The sequence below is a fragment of the Shinella yambaruensis genome (genome assembly GCF_050859155.1).
Taxonomy (GTDB): domain Bacteria; phylum Pseudomonadota; class Alphaproteobacteria; order Rhizobiales; family Rhizobiaceae; genus Shinella; species Shinella yambaruensis.
The window spans coordinates 192,144-209,053 of sequence record NZ_CP150641.1 but is presented as its reverse complement, the minus strand read 5'-3'; the positions used below and the strand labels follow the sequence as shown (position 1 = coordinate 209,053).

Sequence of the window (16,910 nt, the reverse complement as noted above, 5' to 3'; positions counted from 1 at the left end):
GAGCCCCATGCATCACCGCACCGTGCCGTACGGCAGCCTTTTCCGCAGGGAGCCGGATGCGTCCGACAGCTTCATCGATCTCAACCGCCTCGTGACGATCCTCATGCGGCGGGCGCGGCTGATCGCGCTCTCCGTCGTCGTGGCGCTGGCGCTCGGCGTCCTCTACCTCGTCTTCGCCACGCCGCTCTACACGGCGATGACCCAGATCCTGCTCGACGAGGACCTGTCGCGGTATGCCGAGGAGGCCGAGACCACGCCGCAGACCAGCCAGCAGGCGGACACGCGCCTTGCCAGCGCCATCGAGATCCTGAAATCGGGCCGGCTGGCGCTGCGCGTCGTCGATGCCCTTGAACTTTCCGAAAACGAGACGATCCTCAACCCGCCGCAATCGCCCGTCTCCCTCGCCAAGGGCTGGGTGAAGTCGCTCGCCTCCCTCGGCTCCGTCGGTCCCGCCCCCTCGGCGGAGGCGGAAGCCGAGGGTCGGCGGCAGAAGGCGGCGGCGATGCTGCAGCAGGCCCTCGGCGTCGAGCGCGTCGCGCGCAGCTCCGTCGTCGCGGTCTCCTTCCGCTCGCCCGACCCGCAGCTTTCGGCAACCATCGCCAAGGCCTATGCCGAGGCCTTCTTCGCCGAGCAGCTCAACGCCAATGTCCATGCCAGCGAGCAGGCCAGCGCCTGGCTGCAGGAGCGGCTTGCCGACATCCAGCAACGCTCGCAGGCCGCAGCGCTGGAGGTGGAGCGCTACCGCAACGAGAACGGCCTGACCGCCGCGCGCGGCGAGCTCATGTCGGAACAGCAGCTTGCCGACCTCAACAGCCAGCTCATCGTGGCGCAGGCCGACGCAGCAAGCGCCTCCGCCCGCTACAACCAGTTCCGCGCGATCGTCGAACAGGGGCCGGAAAAGGCGGTTGCCAATGCGACCATCCCGGCGCGGCAGGGCGACAATTCCATCTTGCAGGAGCTGCGCGGCCGCTACAACGCCGTCGTCAAGCGCGAAGAGGAGATCACCCGCGCCTTCGGTGCCGACCATCCCCAGGCGACGGCGCTCAGGACCGAGAAGGAAGACCTCGCCCGGCAGATCTACCAGGAGCTCCAGCAGCTGACGGCGAGCTACCGCAACGACTACGACGTCGCCCGCTCGCGGGAGGTCTCGCTGCGCGAGAACATCGAGAAAGTCGCCGGCAGCAATGCCGAGGCGAACCGCTCCTCGGTGCAGCTGCGCACGCTGGAACAGCAGGCGGCGGCGCTGAAGACGCTGTCGGACGCCTATCTCGCCCGCTACGAGCAGGCGACGCAGCAGCAGTCCTTCCCCATCGCAAAGGCACGGGTGATCTCCGATGCCGGCGTGCCGACGGCGGCCTCCAGCCCGAGCAGGACGCTGGTGATGGGCCTGTCGCTGGTGCTCGGCCTGATGGGCGGCGGCGCGCTGACCGTGCTGCAGGAAATGCGCGAGCGCGCCTTCCGCGTCGGCAACGACATCCGCGCCGTGCTGGGGCTGCGCCCGCTCGGCTACCTGCCGCTGGTCGGCGCCCGCAAGGAGCGCGCGCAGCCCGCCCGGGCCGAGGACGGCGGCACGGAGGAGGGCGACGTCATTCCCTTCGAGCGCATGACGCGCATCGTGCTCGACGCGCCGGGCTCGGCCTTCGCCGAAACGCTGCGCCATGCCCGGCTCGCCAGCGACATGATGCTGCACGGGCGCGAGAGCCGCGTGATCGGCATCGTCTCCGCCCTGCCGCAGGAGGGCAAGTCCACCGTCGCGATCAACTTCGCCGCGCTGCTTGCCGCCAGCGGCAAGCGCACCCTGCTGATCGACGCGGACCTGCGCCGGCCGAGCCTCACCGCCATGCTGAAACCCACCCCGCAGGCCGGCCTCGTGGAGGTGCTGCTCGGGCAGGCCGCGTGGAACCAGGCGATCAAGGTCGACCGCCGCAGCAAGCTCGCCGTGCTGCCGGCCGGCGGCCGGGCGGGCGCGGGCGAGAGCCACCATCCCAACGAGCTGATGGCGTCGGCCGCCATGAAGCGGCTCTTCGACGAGCTGCGCCAGACCTTCGACTACATCGTCGTCGATCTCGCGCCGCTCGCCCCGGTCGTCGACGTCAAGACCTTCGAGCCGCTGGCGGACGGCTTCCTCTTCGTGGTGGAATGGGGCAAGACCCCCTCGCCGCTGGTGCGCGACCTGCTTGCCGCCGAAAGCCGCATCGAGGCCAAGATCGTCGGCGTCGTGCTCAACAAGACGGACATGGCGGCGCTCCCCCGCTACAGCGATTTCGGCGCGGCGGAGAAATATCGCAGCCTCTACGACCAGTACTGCACCGATTCGATCCCGCCGGTGCGTGTGCGGGAGAAGGAAGTGCCGGTGAAGGCGGGGCAGTCGCAGAGGGCGTGAAGAGCCTTCCCCACAGGGGTGGGATCGTTGCAAGTGGAACTCGACATTGCCGTTCTCCCCTTCTCCCCCGCGGGGAGAAGGTGGCCCGAAGGGTCGGATGAGGGGGTGGCTCTAACGGATCGTTTGCGCCTTCGGCATCCCCCTCATCCGCCTGCCGGCACCTTCTCCCCGCGGGGGAGAAGGGAAGGAAGCACCGGTTTCCTCCACAGGCGATGGCCCTGCCCTTGTGGGAGCTTTACATTCCCACGCCAATCACGCCTCCGTCGCCGAGCACTCGTAGAGCGAGGCCCCCGTCTCGGCATCCACGCCGGACAGGCTGATATTGTAGCCCCACAGCCGGCGGACATGGGCGAGGGTCGCGTCGCGGTCGCTCTCGTTCAGGAGGATGCCGCTCTTCACCCGGTGGCGCAGCCGGAGCTGCCGGTCACCCAGGAGGTCGACGTCGATCACCTGGATATCCGGCCGGTTGACGCCGGGATCGTAGTTGCGGGCGAGCGCGGCGCGCACGGCGGAATAGCCCCGCTCGTCATGGATGGAGGCGACCTCGCAGAACCGTTCGTCGGCGCGGTCGGTGAGGTGGAACAGGCGGAAGCGGCGCATCAGCGTCGGGCTCAGATATTGCAGGATGAAGGATTCGTCGCGGTGGTTCTCCCAGGCGTCGAGCAGCGTTCCCCGCCAGTCGCCATTGCCGGCGATGGTGGGAAACCAGTCCCGGTCCTCGTCGGTCGGCCGGGTGCAGATGCGCTCAATGTCCTGCATCATCGCGAAGCCGAGTGCATAGGGATTGAGGCCCGAAAAGCGCGGATCGTCGAAATCCGGCTGGAAGACCACGTTGGCGTGGCTCGCCAGCAGTTCCAGCATGGCGCCCTCGCTCATCCGGCCCTGGTCGAACAGCCGGTTGATGATGAAATAGTGCACGAAGGTGGCGCAGCCCTCGTTCATCACCTTGGTCTGGCCCTGCGGATAGAAATACTGGGCGATGACGCGCACGATGCGCAGAATCTCGCGCTGCCAGGGCTCGAGGATCAGGCTGTGTTTCTCCAGGAAGTAGAGCAGGTTCTCTTCCGGCAGGTTCAGCGCCTGCTTGCGCTCCAGCGCCTCCTGCTCGGCCGCCTCGATGCCGGCATTGCCGCCCGCCGTCGGCAGGGTGCGCCAGAGGTCGCTATAGGTCTGCTCCTCGTATTCCAGCCGCTCGCGCGCCCGCTCCGTCACCTTTTCCGAGGACAGCCGCGGCGGGCGGCGATAGTGGAAGACGCCCTGGTCCATCAGGGCATGGGCGGCGTCGAGGATCTCTTCCACCGCCGCCGGGCCGTGCCGCTCCTCGCACTTGGCGACGTATTTCTTGGCGAAATCCATGTAGCCGAGGATGGCGCTGGCATCCGTCCACTGGCGGAACAGGTAGTTGTTCTTGAAGAAATGGTTGTGGCCGAAGGCGGCATGGGCCGTGACGAGCGCCTGCATCGGCATGGTGTTCTCTTCCATGAGATAGGTGATGCAGGGATTGGAATTGATGACGAGCTCGTAGGCGAGGCCGCGATAGCCCTTGCGGTAGAGGTGGCTTTCGAAGACGAAGCGCTTGCCGAAGGACCAGTGCTGGTACATCAGCGGCATGCCGACCGAGGAATAGGCGTCCAGCATCTGCTCGGAGGAGATGACCTCGATCTGGTTCGGGTAGACGTCGAGCCCCATCTCGCCGATCGCGATGGCCTCGATCGCGTCATAGGCCCGCGACAGGGTCGCGAAATTCCATTCGGAGCCTTCGAACAGCAGGGAGGAGGCCGGTCGCTTCGCCATCCGCTCGCCCCCTCAGCCGCGCGCGGAGCGGGGTTGGTGCCGGGCGAAGAGCTTGCGGAAGACGGGGTAGATGTCGGCGGGCCGGGAAATGCGCGTCATCTGGAAATTCCCCACCGCCCCGTCGACCGTGCGATAGGCGCGCCAGAGCGAGGTGCCGTTGTCGGTGGTGCCGAAGATCTCGCTTTCGCGCTCGTCGATGATCTCGACATAGGCATAGTACTGGCAGAGTTTCATGAGCTCGTCGCGCAGCAGCGAGGCGCAGCGCTCGGAATCGCCATTGGCATTGTCGCCGTCGGAGGCCTGCGCGGCGTAGATGTTCCAGATATTGGAGGGATAGCGGTCCATGATGATGCGCTGCATCTCCTCCAGCGCGGTCGAGACGATCGTTCCCCCGCTCTGCTTGCTGAAGAAGAAGGTCTCCTCGTCCACCTCGTGCGCCTCGTCCGTGTGACGGATGAAGACGATGTCGATGCGCTCGTAGCGGCGCTTGAGGAAGAGGTGCAGGAGCACGAAGAAGCGTTTTGCCAGGTCCTTCTCGCGCTCGCCCATCGAGGCGGAAACGTCCATCAGGCAGAACATCACCGCGCTCGCATTGGGCAGCGGCTGGCGCTCGAAGCGGTTGAACCGCACGTCGACGGGATCGACATAGGCGATGCGCCGGCGCCGGCGTTCCAACACCTCCAGCTCCTGCCGCAGCTGCGCGAGCCGGTTGCGCTGCGACAGCGACAGCCGCTCCTCCCCCTCCAGCGCGGCGATCTCGTCGGCAAGCACGCGGCATTCCCGCTCGCTCGGGCGGCGCAGCGCCATGCGGCGCCCGAAGCTGTTGCGCATGGTGCGCCCGACATTGATGTTGGTGGGGGTGCCGGATGTCGTCAGCCCGGCGCGATGCGGCTTGTAGGTGACGGTTTCCCGCAGATTGAGCTTCACGAGATCGGGAAGCTCCAGGTCCTCGAAGAAGAGGTCCAGCACCTCCTCCCGCGACAGGATGAAGAGGAAATCGTCCGCCGCCTCGCCGCGTCCGGGGCCGCGTCCGTTGCCCCCGCCGCCGGGGCCCGTCTCGGGCTTGCGGATCCGGTCGCCGGGCGAGAAGGTCTGGTTGCCGGGCAGCACATGGTCCCGCTCGCCGCTGGCGCCGGAATGGCGGAAGCTCGGCTCGTCCGCGCCGCGCCGCGGGATCGGCACGCCATGGGCGGCGTCCACGTCGGCGATCCTGTCGGATTTCACCTGGTCGCGGATCGTGCGCTTCAGCTCGTCATGCACGCGCTTGAGGAAACGCTGGCGGTTGCCGAGGCTCCGGTCCTTGGGATTGAGCCGGCGATCGATGAAATTCGGCATGCGCCAATCCCCCGCTTCGGCATGGTCAGCCGGCCTTGTTGACGCGCATGTACCAATCGACGAGCCGGCGGACCTGGCGGCCCGTATAGCCGCGCGCCGTCATGCGCTGGACGAATTCGGCGTGCTGCTTCTCGGTCGTGCTGTCCTTCTTCGAGCCGAAGCTGATGACGGGCAGAAGATCCTCGACCTGGCCGAACATGCGCTTCTCGATGACTTCCCGAAGCTTCTCGTAGCTCGTCCAGGCGGGATTGCGCCCGTTGTTGCGGGCGCGGGCGCGCAGGGTGAACTTCACCACCTCGTTGCGGAAGTCCTTGGGATTGGCGATGCCGGCGGGCTTTTCGATCTGCGACAGCTCGCTGTCGAGGATCTCGCGGTTGAGGATCTGGCCCGTGTCGGGGTCCTTGAAGTCCTGGTCTTCCAGCCAGGCATCGGCATAGGCGATGTAGCGGTCGAAGAGGTTCTGGCCGTATTCGCTGTAGGATTCCAGATAGGCCTTCTGGATCTCGTGGCCGATGAACTCGGCATAGCGGGCGGCAAGCTCGGAGCGGATGAAGTCGAGATAGTTCGCCTCGACCTCCTTCGGAAACTGCTCACGCCGGATCGCCTGTTCCAGGATGTACATGAGGTGCACGGGATCGGCCGCGACCTCCTTGGTGTCGTAGTTGAAGGTCTCCGACAGCACCTTGAAGGCGAAGCGCGTGCTGACGCCCGTCATGCCCTCGTCGATGCCGGCGGCATCGCGGTATTCCTGCAGGGACTTCGCCTTGGGGTCGGTGTCCTTCAGGTTCTCGCCGTCATAGACCCGCATCTTCGTGTAGGTCGGCGAGTTCTCGTGCGGGGAAAGGCGCGTTGCGACCGTGAAGCGGCTGAGGTTCTCCAGCACTTCCGGCGCGCAGGGGCTGTCGGCCAGCTCGCTCTCGCGCAGCAGCTTTTCGTAGATCAGCCGTTCCTCGGTGACGCGCAGGCAATAGGGTACCTTGACGACGAGGATGCGGTCGAGGAAGGCCTCGTTGTTCTTGTTGTGCTTGAACTGCAGCCATTCGGATTCGTTGGAATGGGCGAGCACGATGCCTTGGTAGGGGAAGGCGCCGAAATTCTCCGTGCCGTTGTAGCTGCCTTCCTGCGTGGCGGTCAGCAGCGGATGCAGCACCTTGATCGGCGCCTTGAACATCTCGACGAATTCGAGCAGCCCCTGGGTCGTACGGTTGAGGCCGCCGCTGTAGGAATAGGCGTCGGGGTCGGCCTGGCTGAAGTTCTCCAGCTGCCGGATATCCACCTTGCCGACGAGGGCGGACACGTCCTGGTTGGTCTCGTCGCCGGGCTCCGTCTTGGCGATGGCGATCTGGCGCAGGCGCGAGGGCATCAGCTTGACGACGCTGAACTTGGAGATATCGCCGCCGATCTCGTCCAGCCGTTTGGTTGCCCAGGGCGAGATGAGGCCGGTGAGCCGGCGCTGGGCGATGCCGTACTTGTCCTCCAGCAGCTCGCCCATGCGGTCGCGGGAAAAGAGGCCGAGCGGCGATTCGAAGACCGGGCTGATCTTGCCGTTTATGGCGAGCGTATAGATCGGCTGCTCTTCCATCAGCTTCTTGAGGCGTTCGGCGAGCGAGGACTTGCCGCCCCCGACGGGACCGAGCAGGTAGAGGATCTGCTTGCGCTCCTCCAGCCCCTGGGCGGCATAGCGGAAGTAGCCGACGATGCGTTCGATCGTGTCCTCCATGCCGAAGAAATCGGAGAAGGCGGGATAGATCTTGATGGTGCGGTTGGCGAAGACCCGGCCGAGGCGCTCGTCCGCGCTGGTGTCGATCAATGTCGGCGCGCCGATGGCCGCCACCATGCGCTCGGGCGCGGTGGCATACATGCTCTTGTCGTCACGGCAGGCCAGCAAGTACTCCTGAAGGCTCAGCTCTTCCTGCGCAGTACTTGCGTAAGCCTTTGAAAACAGATCGAAAACGTCGCTGCCAGTGGTTCCCATGGAACGCTCCTGCGGTCGTCAGCCGGGGGTATCGAATCTCCCGCCTGTAGTGTACGCTGGAACGCCAACGACTGCAATTTGTTCCCCCCTCTTCAAGCGAATGTGTGCGGATCGCCGCTTCTCCATGGCCCCGCCGGGCCGTGCAGCCTAGCGCGATCCCCGGTCGAAGGTCGCCGGGCCGAGGCCGCGCTGGCGCAGCACGCTGCGCGCCACCTTTTCCGTCGGCGTGCGCGGCAGCGGCGCGTCGGTGATCTCGATATAACGCGGCACCATGTGGCGCGGCGCGTTCGCCCGGAAATGCGCAAGCAGGCCGGCCGCATCGAGCGTCGAGCCGGGGCGACGGAAGGCCACCACCATGATGTCCTCCTCGGTGAACTCGGAGGCGATGCCGAAGGCGGCGCTTTCGACGATGTCGGGATGCTGCTCGGCCAGCGTCTCCACCTCGTAGGCGGAGATGTTCTCGCCGCGGCGGCGGATCGCCTCGTTCAGCCGGTGCTTGAAGTAGAGCCAGCCGTCCGCGTCCATCACGCCGGCATCACCCGAATGATACCAGAGATTGCGCAGCGTCTCGACCGTCTTGGCCTCGGCGCGATAGTAGCCGGAGAACATGCTCCAGCTCTTCTTCGGACGCGAGACGATCTCGCCGATGCTGCCGGGCGGCAGCGGGCGGTCCCTGTCGTCGACGACGGCCACCTCCCAGTCGGGATGCGCCCTGCCGCAGGAGCCCGACCTCGTGTCGTCGACGGTGTCGAGCGTCACGAAGCTGGTCTCCGTCTGGCCGTAGCCGGTGACGAGGCGCATGCCGAAGCGTTTCTCGAACGCCGCCTTGTCCGGCACCATGGGAATGCACTGGCAGACCCGCACCGGATTGTCCCCGTCGCGCGCCTCCGCCGGCGCGCGCAGGAGGATGACGGCCATGGCGCCGAGGAGGTTGGTCGCCGTCGCGCCGCTGTCGCGCACCTGCGCCCAGAAGCGCGAGGCGCTGAACCCGTCGACGAGCGTCGCCCTGGTGCCGTAGATCAGCGGCAGGTAGACGCCGAACATCTGCGCATCGGTGTGGAACAGCGGCAGGGCGGAAAAGTAGCTGTCGTCCGTGCGATAGCCGAGATTGGCCGCCATCGCCGCCGCCCAGGCGTAACAATGGTGGTGCGACATCAGCGCGCCCTTGGCCGGGCCCGTCGTGCCAGACGTGTAGAGGATCGCCATCGGGTCGCTGTAATGCACGGCCGAAAGGTCGAGGGCGGCGGGCGATGCGAGGCATTCCTCGAAACGCAGGATGCGGTCGATCCGGATCCCCGCCGCGCGCGCCTCTACGGGATCGGTGCCGACGAGGATGAGCGTGCGCAGCGTCGGCAGCCGGTCCTGCACGATGGCGAGTTCCGGCAGGGCAGCCGCATCGGCGACCAGCACCTCCGCCCCGCAATTGTTGAGATTGTGGCAGAGCAGGTCGCCCTTCAGCCCCGGATTGTTCGGCACCTCGATCGCCCCGAGGCTGGAGACGGCGAACCAGGTGGCGACGAGTTCAAGGCAGTTGGGCAGCAGCATCGCCACCCGGTCGGCGCGGCCGACGCCCAGCCGGCGAAGGCCGCCGGAAAGCCGGCAGGTAAGGTCCAGCATCTCCTCGAAGCTAGCCGTGCGGCCGCAGATGTCGAGGAAGGGGTTGGAACCGAAACGCTCGGCCTGCCTGACGAGGATCTTCGGCAGGACACGCTCTTCGATCGCGTCGTCGTGAAGGCCCGGGACGGGCGAAAGGGACGGGAAGGCGGGAATGATGGACACGGTCAGAACCCTTTTGCCTTTGCCTGCGCCGCGGGAGAAAGGAAGCCGCGGACCGTGGCCGCCGTCTCCTGCGCCATCGCGTCCTCGAGGGAGGAGTGAAAGCCGTCATTGATGGCGCGCTTGACATCCGCCACCGCGCCCGCCGGACGGCTGGCGATCGCAAGGGCGAGCTGCCGGGCCGCATCGAGCAAGGTATCGTCCGGCACGACCTTCCAGGCGATGCCGGTCTCCAGAGCCTTTTGCGCATCGTGGCGTTCGCCGAGGATGAGCAGTTCCTTGGTGACCTGCGGGCCGACCTGCTTGGTCAGGAGCGCGGTCACGCCGCCCGTCACGAACAGGCCGTAGCCGACCTCGGGGAAGAACCAGCGGGTGTTCTCGGCAAAAAGCCGGAAGTCGCAGTTGATCGCCCATTCCAGCGCGCCGCCGACGCACCAGCCGTGCACGGCGGCGATCACGATCTTGCGCGAACGCATGATGTGGCGCGTGACGGCCTGGATGGCCTCCACCCAGTCCTGCGTCTCGGCCTCCGACGCGGTCTGCGCGTCGAGGTCCTTGAGGTCGTCGCCCGAGCAGAAGGCCCGGCCGGTGCCCTTGAGGATGACGACGCGGACGGCGTCGTCCGCCTCGGCGGCTGAAAGCGCCGCGATCAGCCCGTCGACGAGCGGCCGGTTCATGGCGTTCAGCCGCTCCGGCCGGTTGAGCGTGATCCAGGCGATCGGCCCTTCGAGGGTGGAAAGGACAGTCTCGTTCATCATCCGCCTCACACGATCATCGGTTCGGCATAGGCACCCCAGACGCCGCGCAGCGCGCCGCAGATCTCCCCGAGCGTCGCCCGCGCCTTGACCAGTTCGATGGTCTTGGGCAGGAGGTTTATGTCCTCCGACCGGGCCTGCTCGACAAGTTCCTGCATCAGCACCCCGATGCGCGCATCGTCCCGGTTCGCCCGCACCGCCTGGAGCCGGTCGATCTGCAACTGGGTGCACTGCTCGTCATAGGGGTGGATATGCACCTCGGCGGTGCTGCTTGCCTCGTCGGCGAATTTGTTGACACCGACGGAGATCTTCTCGCCGGAATCGATCTTCTTGAAGGTGGCATAGGCGGAATCGGCAAGCTTCTGCTGGAACCAGCCTTCCTCCACCAGCTTGACCGCGCCGCCGCGCGCCTCCACCTCGTCGAGCATCTTCCAGATCTCGGTCTCCATGTCCCTGGTCAGCCGCTCGATGAAATAGGAGCCGCCGAGCGGGTCGATCACCGAGGTGACGTTGATCTCCTCGCGGATGATCTGCTGGGTGCGGATGGCAAGCTTCATCGCCTCCTCGGTGGGGATGGCGAAGGCCTCGTCGAGGCCGTTGGTGTGCATGCTCTGGCAGCCGCCGAGCACCGCGCCGAGCGCCTGGATGGCGGTGCGCATGAGGTTGTTGTGGTGCTCGACCTTGGTGAGGCTCATCGCCGCCGTCTGCACATGCACGCGCAGGCGCATGGATTCCGGCTTCCTGGCCTTGAAGCGCTCCGCCATGATCTTCGCATAGACGCGGCGCGCGGCGCGGAACTTGCAGATCTGCTCGAAGAAATCCTGGTGGCTGATGAAGAAGAAGGACAGGCGCGGGGCGAAATCGTCGATGTCCATGCCGGCCTTCGTGACCTCCTCGCAATAGGCGATGGTGAAGGCCATGGTGAAGGCGATCTCCTGCAGCGCGTTGCCGCCGACATCGGAGAGATGGTAGCCGCTGAGGCTGACGGGATTGATCTTCGGCGTCGCCCTGGCGCTGTACATGATGAGGTCGCGCAGGAGCCGAACGGCCGGGCGCACGGGATAGATCCACTCCTTCTGGGCGACATATTCCTTCAGCGGATCGGCCTGCAGCGTCCCGGTCAGCTTGGCAAGGTCGCAGCCGCGCTGCTCCGCCACGGCGACGAACATGGCATAGACCACCCAGGCCGAGGGGTTGATCGTCAGCGAGACCGAGATCTTCTCCAGGTCGATGCCGTCGAACAGGCGGTCGATATCGTCCATCGTGTCGATGGCGACGCCGACGCGGCCGACCTCGCCGAAGGCCATCGGGTCGTCGGAATCGAGCCCCAGCAGGGTCGGCAGATCGAAGTCGGTCGAAAGGCCGGTCTGGCCGGTCTGGATCATGTATTTGTAGCGCTGGTTCGTCGCCTCGGGATTGCCGAAGCCGGCGACCTGGCGGATCGTCCAGGGGCGGCCGCGATACATCGTCGGGTAGACGCCGCGGGTGAAGGGATAGGCGCCGGGAAAGCCGAGCTCCTCGGCCGGAATGTCGGCAACGTCGGCGGCCGTGTAGATCCGCTTCAGCGGGATGCCGCTCTCCGTCTCGTAGACGTCCTTTTCCTCCGGCCGGGTCTTGAGGAAGGCGGCAAGCGCGCCCTCCTCCCATTCCGCCTGGCTTTGGCGGATGGCGTCGATGGCGGAGGCGGAGAAGAGATGGGCGTCGCTCATGGTGTTTCCTCCCAACCCAGAAGGGCCCGCGCGGCGACGGCGGGATCCATCCGCCGTTCCGCCACCGCCCGGATCTGCCTTTCGAGCGTTTCGGGTGCTTCCTGGAATTTCTGCTGAAAGAGATGGCGGGCCGTGCCGAGGATGCGGGTGCGGCCCATGGCGCGCTGGCGCTCGACCCGTTCGCCGCTCTCGTTGAGATGCGCCCAATGCGCGCCGATGGCGTCCTTCAGTTCGCCGATGCGCTCGCCGGAGACGGCGCTGACCGGCAGGACCGGCGGCGCCCGGCGGGAACCGGGCCGCTCGCCGCCGAGCGCCAGCATGCCGCGCAGCGCCGAGACCGTCGCGGCGGCCTCCGGCTTGTCGCACTTGCTGACGGCGTGGATGTCGGCGATCTCGAGGATGCCGGCCTTGATCGCCTGAATGTCGTCGCCAAGGCCCGGCGCGGAGAGCACGACGACGGTGTGCGCGGCCGTCACCACCTCCACCTCGTCCTGCCCGACGCCCACGGTCTCGATGATGACGGGGTCGTAGCCCGCCGCATCCAGCACGTCGACCGCCTGGAGCGTCGCCCGCGTCAGCCCGCCGAGATGGCCGCGCGTCGCCATGCTGCGCACGAAGGCGCCGCCGGCGGCCGCCGTCTCGCTCATGCGCACGCGGTCGCCGAGGATCGCCCCGCCGGAATAGGGGCTGCTCGGATCGACGGCGATCACGCCGACCTTGCGGCCTTCGGCGGCATAGGCCTTGATCAGCGCCGAGACGAGGGTCGACTTGCCCGCCCCCGGAACGCCGGTAATGCCGATGACATGGGCCTTGCCGCCGAGCCTGTAGAGTTCGGCGAGCGCCGCGGCGGCCTCCGGATATCCTTCCTCCGCGCGCGAGATCATCCGCGCGATGGCGATGGCCCGGCCCGCCAGCACGTCCTTCACCAGGTCGGCCGAGGGGACATAGGCCGCCCGCCGCGGACTTGCGGAATGGGTGACGACCGTCATATCCGGCCACGCGCCGTGACGAGGTCGGTGATCGTCGTGACGATCAGGTCGGAACGGGCCTCCTGGGGCACGATGGCATCGACGCCGCCCTCCAGCAGCGCGGGATAGTCCTGCTCGGGAATGACCCCGCCCGCGACGACGAGGATGTGCCCGGCCCCCTCCTCGCGCAGACAGCGGCCGAGTTCGCGGAACAGCGGGACATGCGAGCCGGAGAGCAGGCTGACGCCGATGACGTCGACGTCCTCCTGGATCGCCGCCTGCACGACGTCCTTCGGCGTCTTGTAGAGGCCGGTATAGACGACCTCCATGCCCGCGTCGCGCAGGATGCGCGCCACCACCTTGGCGCCCCGGTCATGGCCGTCGAGGCCGAGCTTGGCGACGAGGACGCGGATGGTGTCGGGGGCCTCGGCCGGCCCGGTGGAAAGGCTTTCGCCGGCAAGGTTCGCGTCGCGCATCCGCTCTTTCTCCCTATTCAGCCGCAATGCCCGGCGCGCGGGCACCGGAGACGGATGCCGCCTCGATGGACTGGGCGATGATGCCAAGGCCAAGGTCGATCTCCTCCTCGGAAATCGTCAGCGGCGGCGCGATGCGGAACACGCCGCCCATGCCGGGCAGCTTGACGATGTTCATGCTGAGCCCGCGGCGGAAGGCTTCGGCGGCGATGCGGCTGCCGAGCTCGTGGTCGGCGCTGCGGTCCGGATTGACGATCTCGACGCCGAGCATCAGCCCGCGGCCGCGCACGTCGCCGACGCAGTCGAAGCGCTGCTTGAGCTGCGACAGGCCCTCGAACAGCCGGCTGCCGAGCCGGCCGGCGCGCGCGACCAACCCTTCCTCCTCCACGATGTCGAGCACGGCGAGGCCCACGGCCGCCGGCAGCGGATCGGAGACATGGGTCGTGTAGAAGAGGTAGCCCTTCTCGTGGGCGATGTCCTCGATCTCCGCCGTCGTCATGACGGCCGCCAGAGGCAGGCCGGCGCCGATCGTCTTGGAGAGCGTCAGGATGTCCGGCGTCACGCCGTCGCGCTGGAAGGCGAACATGGTGCCCGTGCGGCCGATGCCGGTCTGGGCCTCGTCGAGGATGAGCAGCATGCCGCGCTCGCGGCACTTTTCCTTCAGCGCCGACAGATAGCCGGGCGGCAGTTCCAGCATGCCGCCGCTCGACAGGATCGGCTCGGCGATGAAGGCGGCGAGGCTGCCGACCGACTGGCTGTCGATCAGCCCGAAGGCGTCGTCGAGCTCGGTCTTCCAGTCGAGGCTGCCATCCGCATGGCGGAAGCGCGGTCGGAAGGTGTTGGGGGCGGGAATGGTGAGCGAGCCGACCATGGCGGGGCCGTAGCCCTTGCGGCCGGCGCTGTAGGTCGCCGAGCTCGCCGCGCCCGTCATGCCGTGCCAGCTCTTGGAGAAGGCAACGATCTCGTGCCGGCCGGTGACGAGCTTGGCCATGCGGATGGCCGCCTCGTTGGATTCCGCGCCGGTCGACAGCAGCATGACCCGGTCGAGCCCCGGTGCCAGCGCCGCCAGCCGCGCGGCAAGGTCCACGACGGGCCGCGACAGCATGCCGCTGAAGAGATGCGCCACCGCGCCCATCTGGCGCTGGACGGTGGCGACGATGTGCGGATGGGAATGGCCGACGAGCGCGCTCATCTGCCCGGAGGTGAAATCGAGGATCGGGCGCTCGTCGGCATCGAAGACGAAGCAGCCCTCGGCACGCTCGATGATGGCCGGGTCGAAGCTTCCGCCGTAGCGGATGAGGTGCTTGCGTGCGGCCGCCCAGAAGGCGGGGTCCTGATTGCGTGACATGTGAGCCTCCGATGCCGTTGCACAAGCGATACCGGCTGGCAGGATCTCTGTAAAATTGATAGTATTTGGATTCCGATATAAGGAAAACTGATATGTTGGGACCGCTGGACCTTCGCCTGCTCATCACCTTCGTCAACGCCGCCCACTCCGGCTCGCTGAGCGCCACGGCGGTGCAGGTCGGCCGCACGCAATCGGCCGTGACGATGCAGATGCAGCGGCTGGAGGAGATGCTGGGGCACAGCCTCTTGCACCGCAGCGGCAGCGGCGTGCGGCTGACGGGAAGCGGCGAGCGCTTCCTCGCCTATGCAGAGCGCATCCTGAAGATGCACGACGAGGCCGTCTCCGCCTTTTCCGAAAAGGGCCTGCACGGCTCCATCGTCTTCGGCAGCCCGGAGGACTACCTCCTGTCGTTCTTTCCCATATTGCTGAAGAGTTTCGGCACGCGCTATCCGGATGTCGAGATCAAGGTGGTCTCCGCCCCGACCGCGGAATTGCGCGCCCTCCTGCCGTCGCGCAAGGTCGACCTGGCGCTGGTCTCGACGCCCAATCTTGCCGACGTGGACAATATCGTGCGGACCGAACCGCTGGTCTGGGTCGGCAGCAAGCCGACGCTGGAGGCGCATGATTTCGGCGATACGGTGCCGCTGGCGCTGCCGGCCTCCAATGCGATGGACCACCGCGCGGCCTGCGAGGCGATGGCGCGGGCGGGGCTGCGCTACAAGATCTCCTATGCCAGCAACAGCCTTGCCGGCCTCATCGGCCTTGCCCGCTCCGGCCTTGCGATCTGCGTCATGACGCAGGAGGCCGTGCCGCCCGACCTTCACATCCTCAACGCGCCGCTGCCGCACCTGCCGCATCTCGGCATGCTGATCGCCTTCGCCGACGGCGACGCATCACCGGCGACGATCGCCTTCGCCGACCATATCCGCGCGGTGCTGCCGACGCTGTGACGCGAACGGCCGCGGCAGGTCTCCCCGCCGCGGCCGGTCCGGTTCCCGGACGCGATGCCTGCGTCCTCGATGCGTTTCCGCTTTTCTCCGAATCGCGAAAACGCTCTAACCCTTTGTTTTACCGCATTTCCGGACGCAAAACCGCTTCGCACTTTTGCTGGAAATGCTCTATTTCTCGAAATAGGTCGGCTTGCCGTCCTCGCCCTTGCGCCATTCGTAGATGACATAGTCGGGGCGGTTGATGTCGCCCTTGGCGTCGTAGCCGATCTCGCCCAGCGCCGTCGCCCAGGGACCGCCGGACCTGATGGTCTCGGCGACCTTCTGCGCATCCTCGGCCGAGCCCGTCTTCTCGATGGCGGCAGCGACGATCTGCACGGCGATGTAGGAATAGAGCGTATAGGCTTCCGGCTCGAAGCCGGCGGCGCGGAAGGCCTCGACCACCTCCTTTGCCGCCGGGTTGCGGCGCGGGTCGGGGGCGAAGGTGTTCAGCGTGCCGACGACGGCATCGCCCGCGATCTGCGCCAGCTCGCTGGAGACCATGCCGTCGCCGGAGAACAGCGTCGCCTTCAGCCCCTGGTCGGCCGACTGGCGCATGATCAGCCCGGCCTCGGTGTGCAGGCCGCCGAAATAGATGAGCGTGACACCGGCATCCTTCATCTTGGCGATCAGCGCGGAAAAATCCTTCTCGCCGCCGGTGATGCCCTCATAGAGGACCTCGGTGATGCCCTCGCCGTTCAGCTCCTGCTTGGCGACGTCGACGAGGCCCTGGCCGTAGGGCGTCTTGTCATGCACGATGGCGATCTTCGCGTCCCTGAAATTGGCCGCGATATAGGCGGCCGCCACCCTGCCCTGCTGGTCGTCGCGCCCACAGGTGCGGAAGGTGTTCCACAGGCCCCGCTCGGTGAATTGCGGGTTGGTCGAGGCCGGCGTGATCTGCAGCACGCCGTTTTCCGCATAGACCTCGGAGGCGGGGATCGAGACGCCGGAATTGAAATGGCCGACGACATAGTGGATGCCGTCGGCGACGAACTTGTTGGCGACCGAGATGCCCTGCTTGGGGTCCGAGACGTCGTCGCCGATGACGATCTTCACCTGCTCGCCGAGCACGCCGCCGGCCGCGTTGATGTTGGCGGCCGCCTGTTCCGCGCCCTTGACGAACTGCGCGCCGAAGGCGGCGTTCGGGCCGGTAATGGGGCCGGCGACGCCGATGACGATATCGGCGAAGGCGCTGCCGCCGGACAGGGCCAGGGATGTCAGGACCACCGAGGACAAGAGGATTTTCTTCATGGATGCGCTCCCAGTTTGGCTGCGGGCGATGGTTGAGGCCTTGCTGCGCTGCCCACGATCGGCGCAGAACGCCATCCGGCGCGTGAAGACACCCGCCAGGCATTCGGTCGTGATGATGTCGGACTGTGTCCGGCGGGCGGTTCGGGCTCCCGCCCCG

At 66.9% G+C, this 16,910-nt stretch carries 12 protein-coding genes; 2 read left to right on the top strand and 10 right to left on the bottom strand.

Going from position 1 to position 16,910, the window contains the following annotated elements:
* The first annotated feature begins 7 nt into the window (after positions 1-7).
* Entirely contained in the window at positions 8-2,383 is a 2,376-nt protein-coding gene (locus tag WMC41_RS28780; protein ID WP_432349654.1) for a polysaccharide biosynthesis tyrosine autokinase, read from the top strand.
* A 252-nt stretch (positions 2,384-2,635) separates the two neighbouring features.
* Here WMC41_RS28780 and WMC41_RS28775 read toward each other — a convergent pair whose 3' ends face one another.
* The 9 genes from WMC41_RS28775 to WMC41_RS28735 all read right to left on the bottom strand — a co-directional run bounded on the left by WMC41_RS28775 (position 2,636) and on the right by WMC41_RS28735 (position 14,516).
* On the bottom strand, positions 2,636-4,177 hold the full coding sequence (locus WMC41_RS28775) for a SpoVR family protein (protein ID WP_432349653.1): 1,542 nt from the start codon (positions 4,175-4,177) through the stop codon (positions 2,636-2,638).
* A 12-nt stretch (positions 4,178-4,189) separates the two neighbouring features.
* The gene (locus tag WMC41_RS28770) at positions 4,190-5,512 is read right to left on the bottom strand and encodes a YeaH/YhbH family protein (RefSeq protein ID WP_432349652.1); all 1,323 of its coding nucleotides are present in this window, start codon (positions 5,510-5,512) and stop codon (positions 4,190-4,192) included.
* A 25-nt stretch (positions 5,513-5,537) separates the two neighbouring features.
* Positions 5,538-7,487: a PrkA family serine protein kinase gene (locus WMC41_RS28765; protein WP_288082152.1), complete on the bottom strand. Its 1,950-nt coding sequence runs from the start codon at positions 7,485-7,487 to the stop codon at positions 5,538-5,540.
* 147 nt (positions 7,488-7,634) lie between these two features.
* Complete coding sequence (locus tag WMC41_RS28760; protein WP_432349651.1) at positions 7,635-9,266, bottom strand: AMP-binding protein; 1,632 nt, start codon at positions 9,264-9,266, stop codon at positions 7,635-7,637.
* A 2-nt stretch (positions 9,267-9,268) separates the two neighbouring features.
* Complete coding sequence (locus WMC41_RS28755; protein ID WP_432349650.1) at positions 9,269-10,018, bottom strand: enoyl-CoA hydratase/isomerase family protein; 750 nt, start codon at positions 10,016-10,018, stop codon at positions 9,269-9,271.
* 8 nt (positions 10,019-10,026) lie between these two features.
* A complete protein-coding gene (locus WMC41_RS28750) occupies positions 10,027-11,727 on the bottom strand; it encodes a methylmalonyl-CoA mutase family protein (protein WP_432349649.1) in 1,701 nt (566 codons plus the stop codon).
* A complete protein-coding gene (meaB, locus tag WMC41_RS28745; RefSeq protein WP_432349648.1) occupies positions 11,724-12,716 on the bottom strand; it encodes a methylmalonyl Co-A mutase-associated GTPase MeaB in 993 nt (330 codons plus the stop codon). Before meaB ends, WMC41_RS28750 begins: the two co-directional genes overlap by 4 nt.
* Positions 12,713-13,171, bottom strand: coding sequence for a cobalamin B12-binding domain-containing protein (locus WMC41_RS28740; RefSeq protein WP_244768882.1), 459 nt, complete (start codon positions 13,169-13,171; stop codon positions 12,713-12,715). Before WMC41_RS28740 ends, meaB begins: the two co-directional genes overlap by 4 nt.
* Before the next feature lie 13 nt (positions 13,172-13,184).
* Complete coding sequence (locus tag WMC41_RS28735; protein WP_432349647.1) at positions 13,185-14,516, bottom strand: aspartate aminotransferase family protein; 1,332 nt, start codon at positions 14,514-14,516, stop codon at positions 13,185-13,187.
* A gap of 92 nt (positions 14,517-14,608) precedes the next feature.
* Between WMC41_RS28735 and WMC41_RS28730 the strand changes: the two genes are divergently transcribed.
* Complete coding sequence (locus WMC41_RS28730) at positions 14,609-15,466, top strand: LysR family transcriptional regulator (protein ID WP_064333568.1); 858 nt, start codon at positions 14,609-14,611, stop codon at positions 15,464-15,466.
* A gap of 168 nt (positions 15,467-15,634) precedes the next feature.
* Here WMC41_RS28730 and WMC41_RS28725 read toward each other — a convergent pair whose 3' ends face one another.
* Complete coding sequence (locus WMC41_RS28725) at positions 15,635-16,753, bottom strand: branched-chain amino acid ABC transporter substrate-binding protein (protein WP_244768880.1); 1,119 nt, start codon at positions 16,751-16,753, stop codon at positions 15,635-15,637.
* Positions 16,754-16,910 lie beyond the last annotated feature (157 nt).

What these genes read in the sequence shown, in the direction of transcription:
- WMC41_RS28780 (WP_432349654.1), top strand. Translation starts at nt 8, where the DNA reads ATGCATCACCGCACCGTGCCGTACGGCAGCCTTTTCCGCAGGGAGCCG.
- WMC41_RS28775 (WP_432349653.1), bottom strand. Translation starts at nt 4,177, where the DNA reads ATGGCGAAGCGACCGGCCTCCTCCCTGCTGTTCGAAGGCTCCGAATGG.
- WMC41_RS28770 (WP_432349652.1), bottom strand. Translation starts at nt 5,512, where the DNA reads ATGCCGAATTTCATCGATCGCCGGCTCAATCCCAAGGACCGGAGCCTC.
- WMC41_RS28765 (WP_288082152.1), bottom strand. Translation starts at nt 7,487, where the DNA reads ATGGGAACCACTGGCAGCGACGTTTTCGATCTGTTTTCAAAGGCTTAC.
- WMC41_RS28755 (WP_432349650.1), bottom strand. Translation starts at nt 10,018, where the DNA reads ATGAACGAGACTGTCCTTTCCACCCTCGAAGGGCCGATCGCCTGGATC.
- WMC41_RS28750 (WP_432349649.1), bottom strand. Translation starts at nt 11,727, where the DNA reads ATGAGCGACGCCCATCTCTTCTCCGCCTCCGCCATCGACGCCATCCGC.
- meaB (WP_432349648.1), bottom strand. Translation starts at nt 12,716, where the DNA reads ATGACGGTCGTCACCCATTCCGCAAGTCCGCGGCGGGCGGCCTATGTC.
- WMC41_RS28740 (WP_244768882.1), bottom strand. Translation starts at nt 13,171, where the DNA reads ATGCGCGACGCGAACCTTGCCGGCGAAAGCCTTTCCACCGGGCCGGCC.
- WMC41_RS28735 (WP_432349647.1), bottom strand. Translation starts at nt 14,516, where the DNA reads ATGTCACGCAATCAGGACCCCGCCTTCTGGGCGGCCGCACGCAAGCAC.
- WMC41_RS28730 (WP_064333568.1), top strand. Translation starts at nt 14,609, where the DNA reads ATGTTGGGACCGCTGGACCTTCGCCTGCTCATCACCTTCGTCAACGCC.
- WMC41_RS28725 (WP_244768880.1), bottom strand. Translation starts at nt 16,753, where the DNA reads ATGAAGAAAATCCTCTTGTCCTCGGTGGTCCTGACATCCCTGGCCCTG.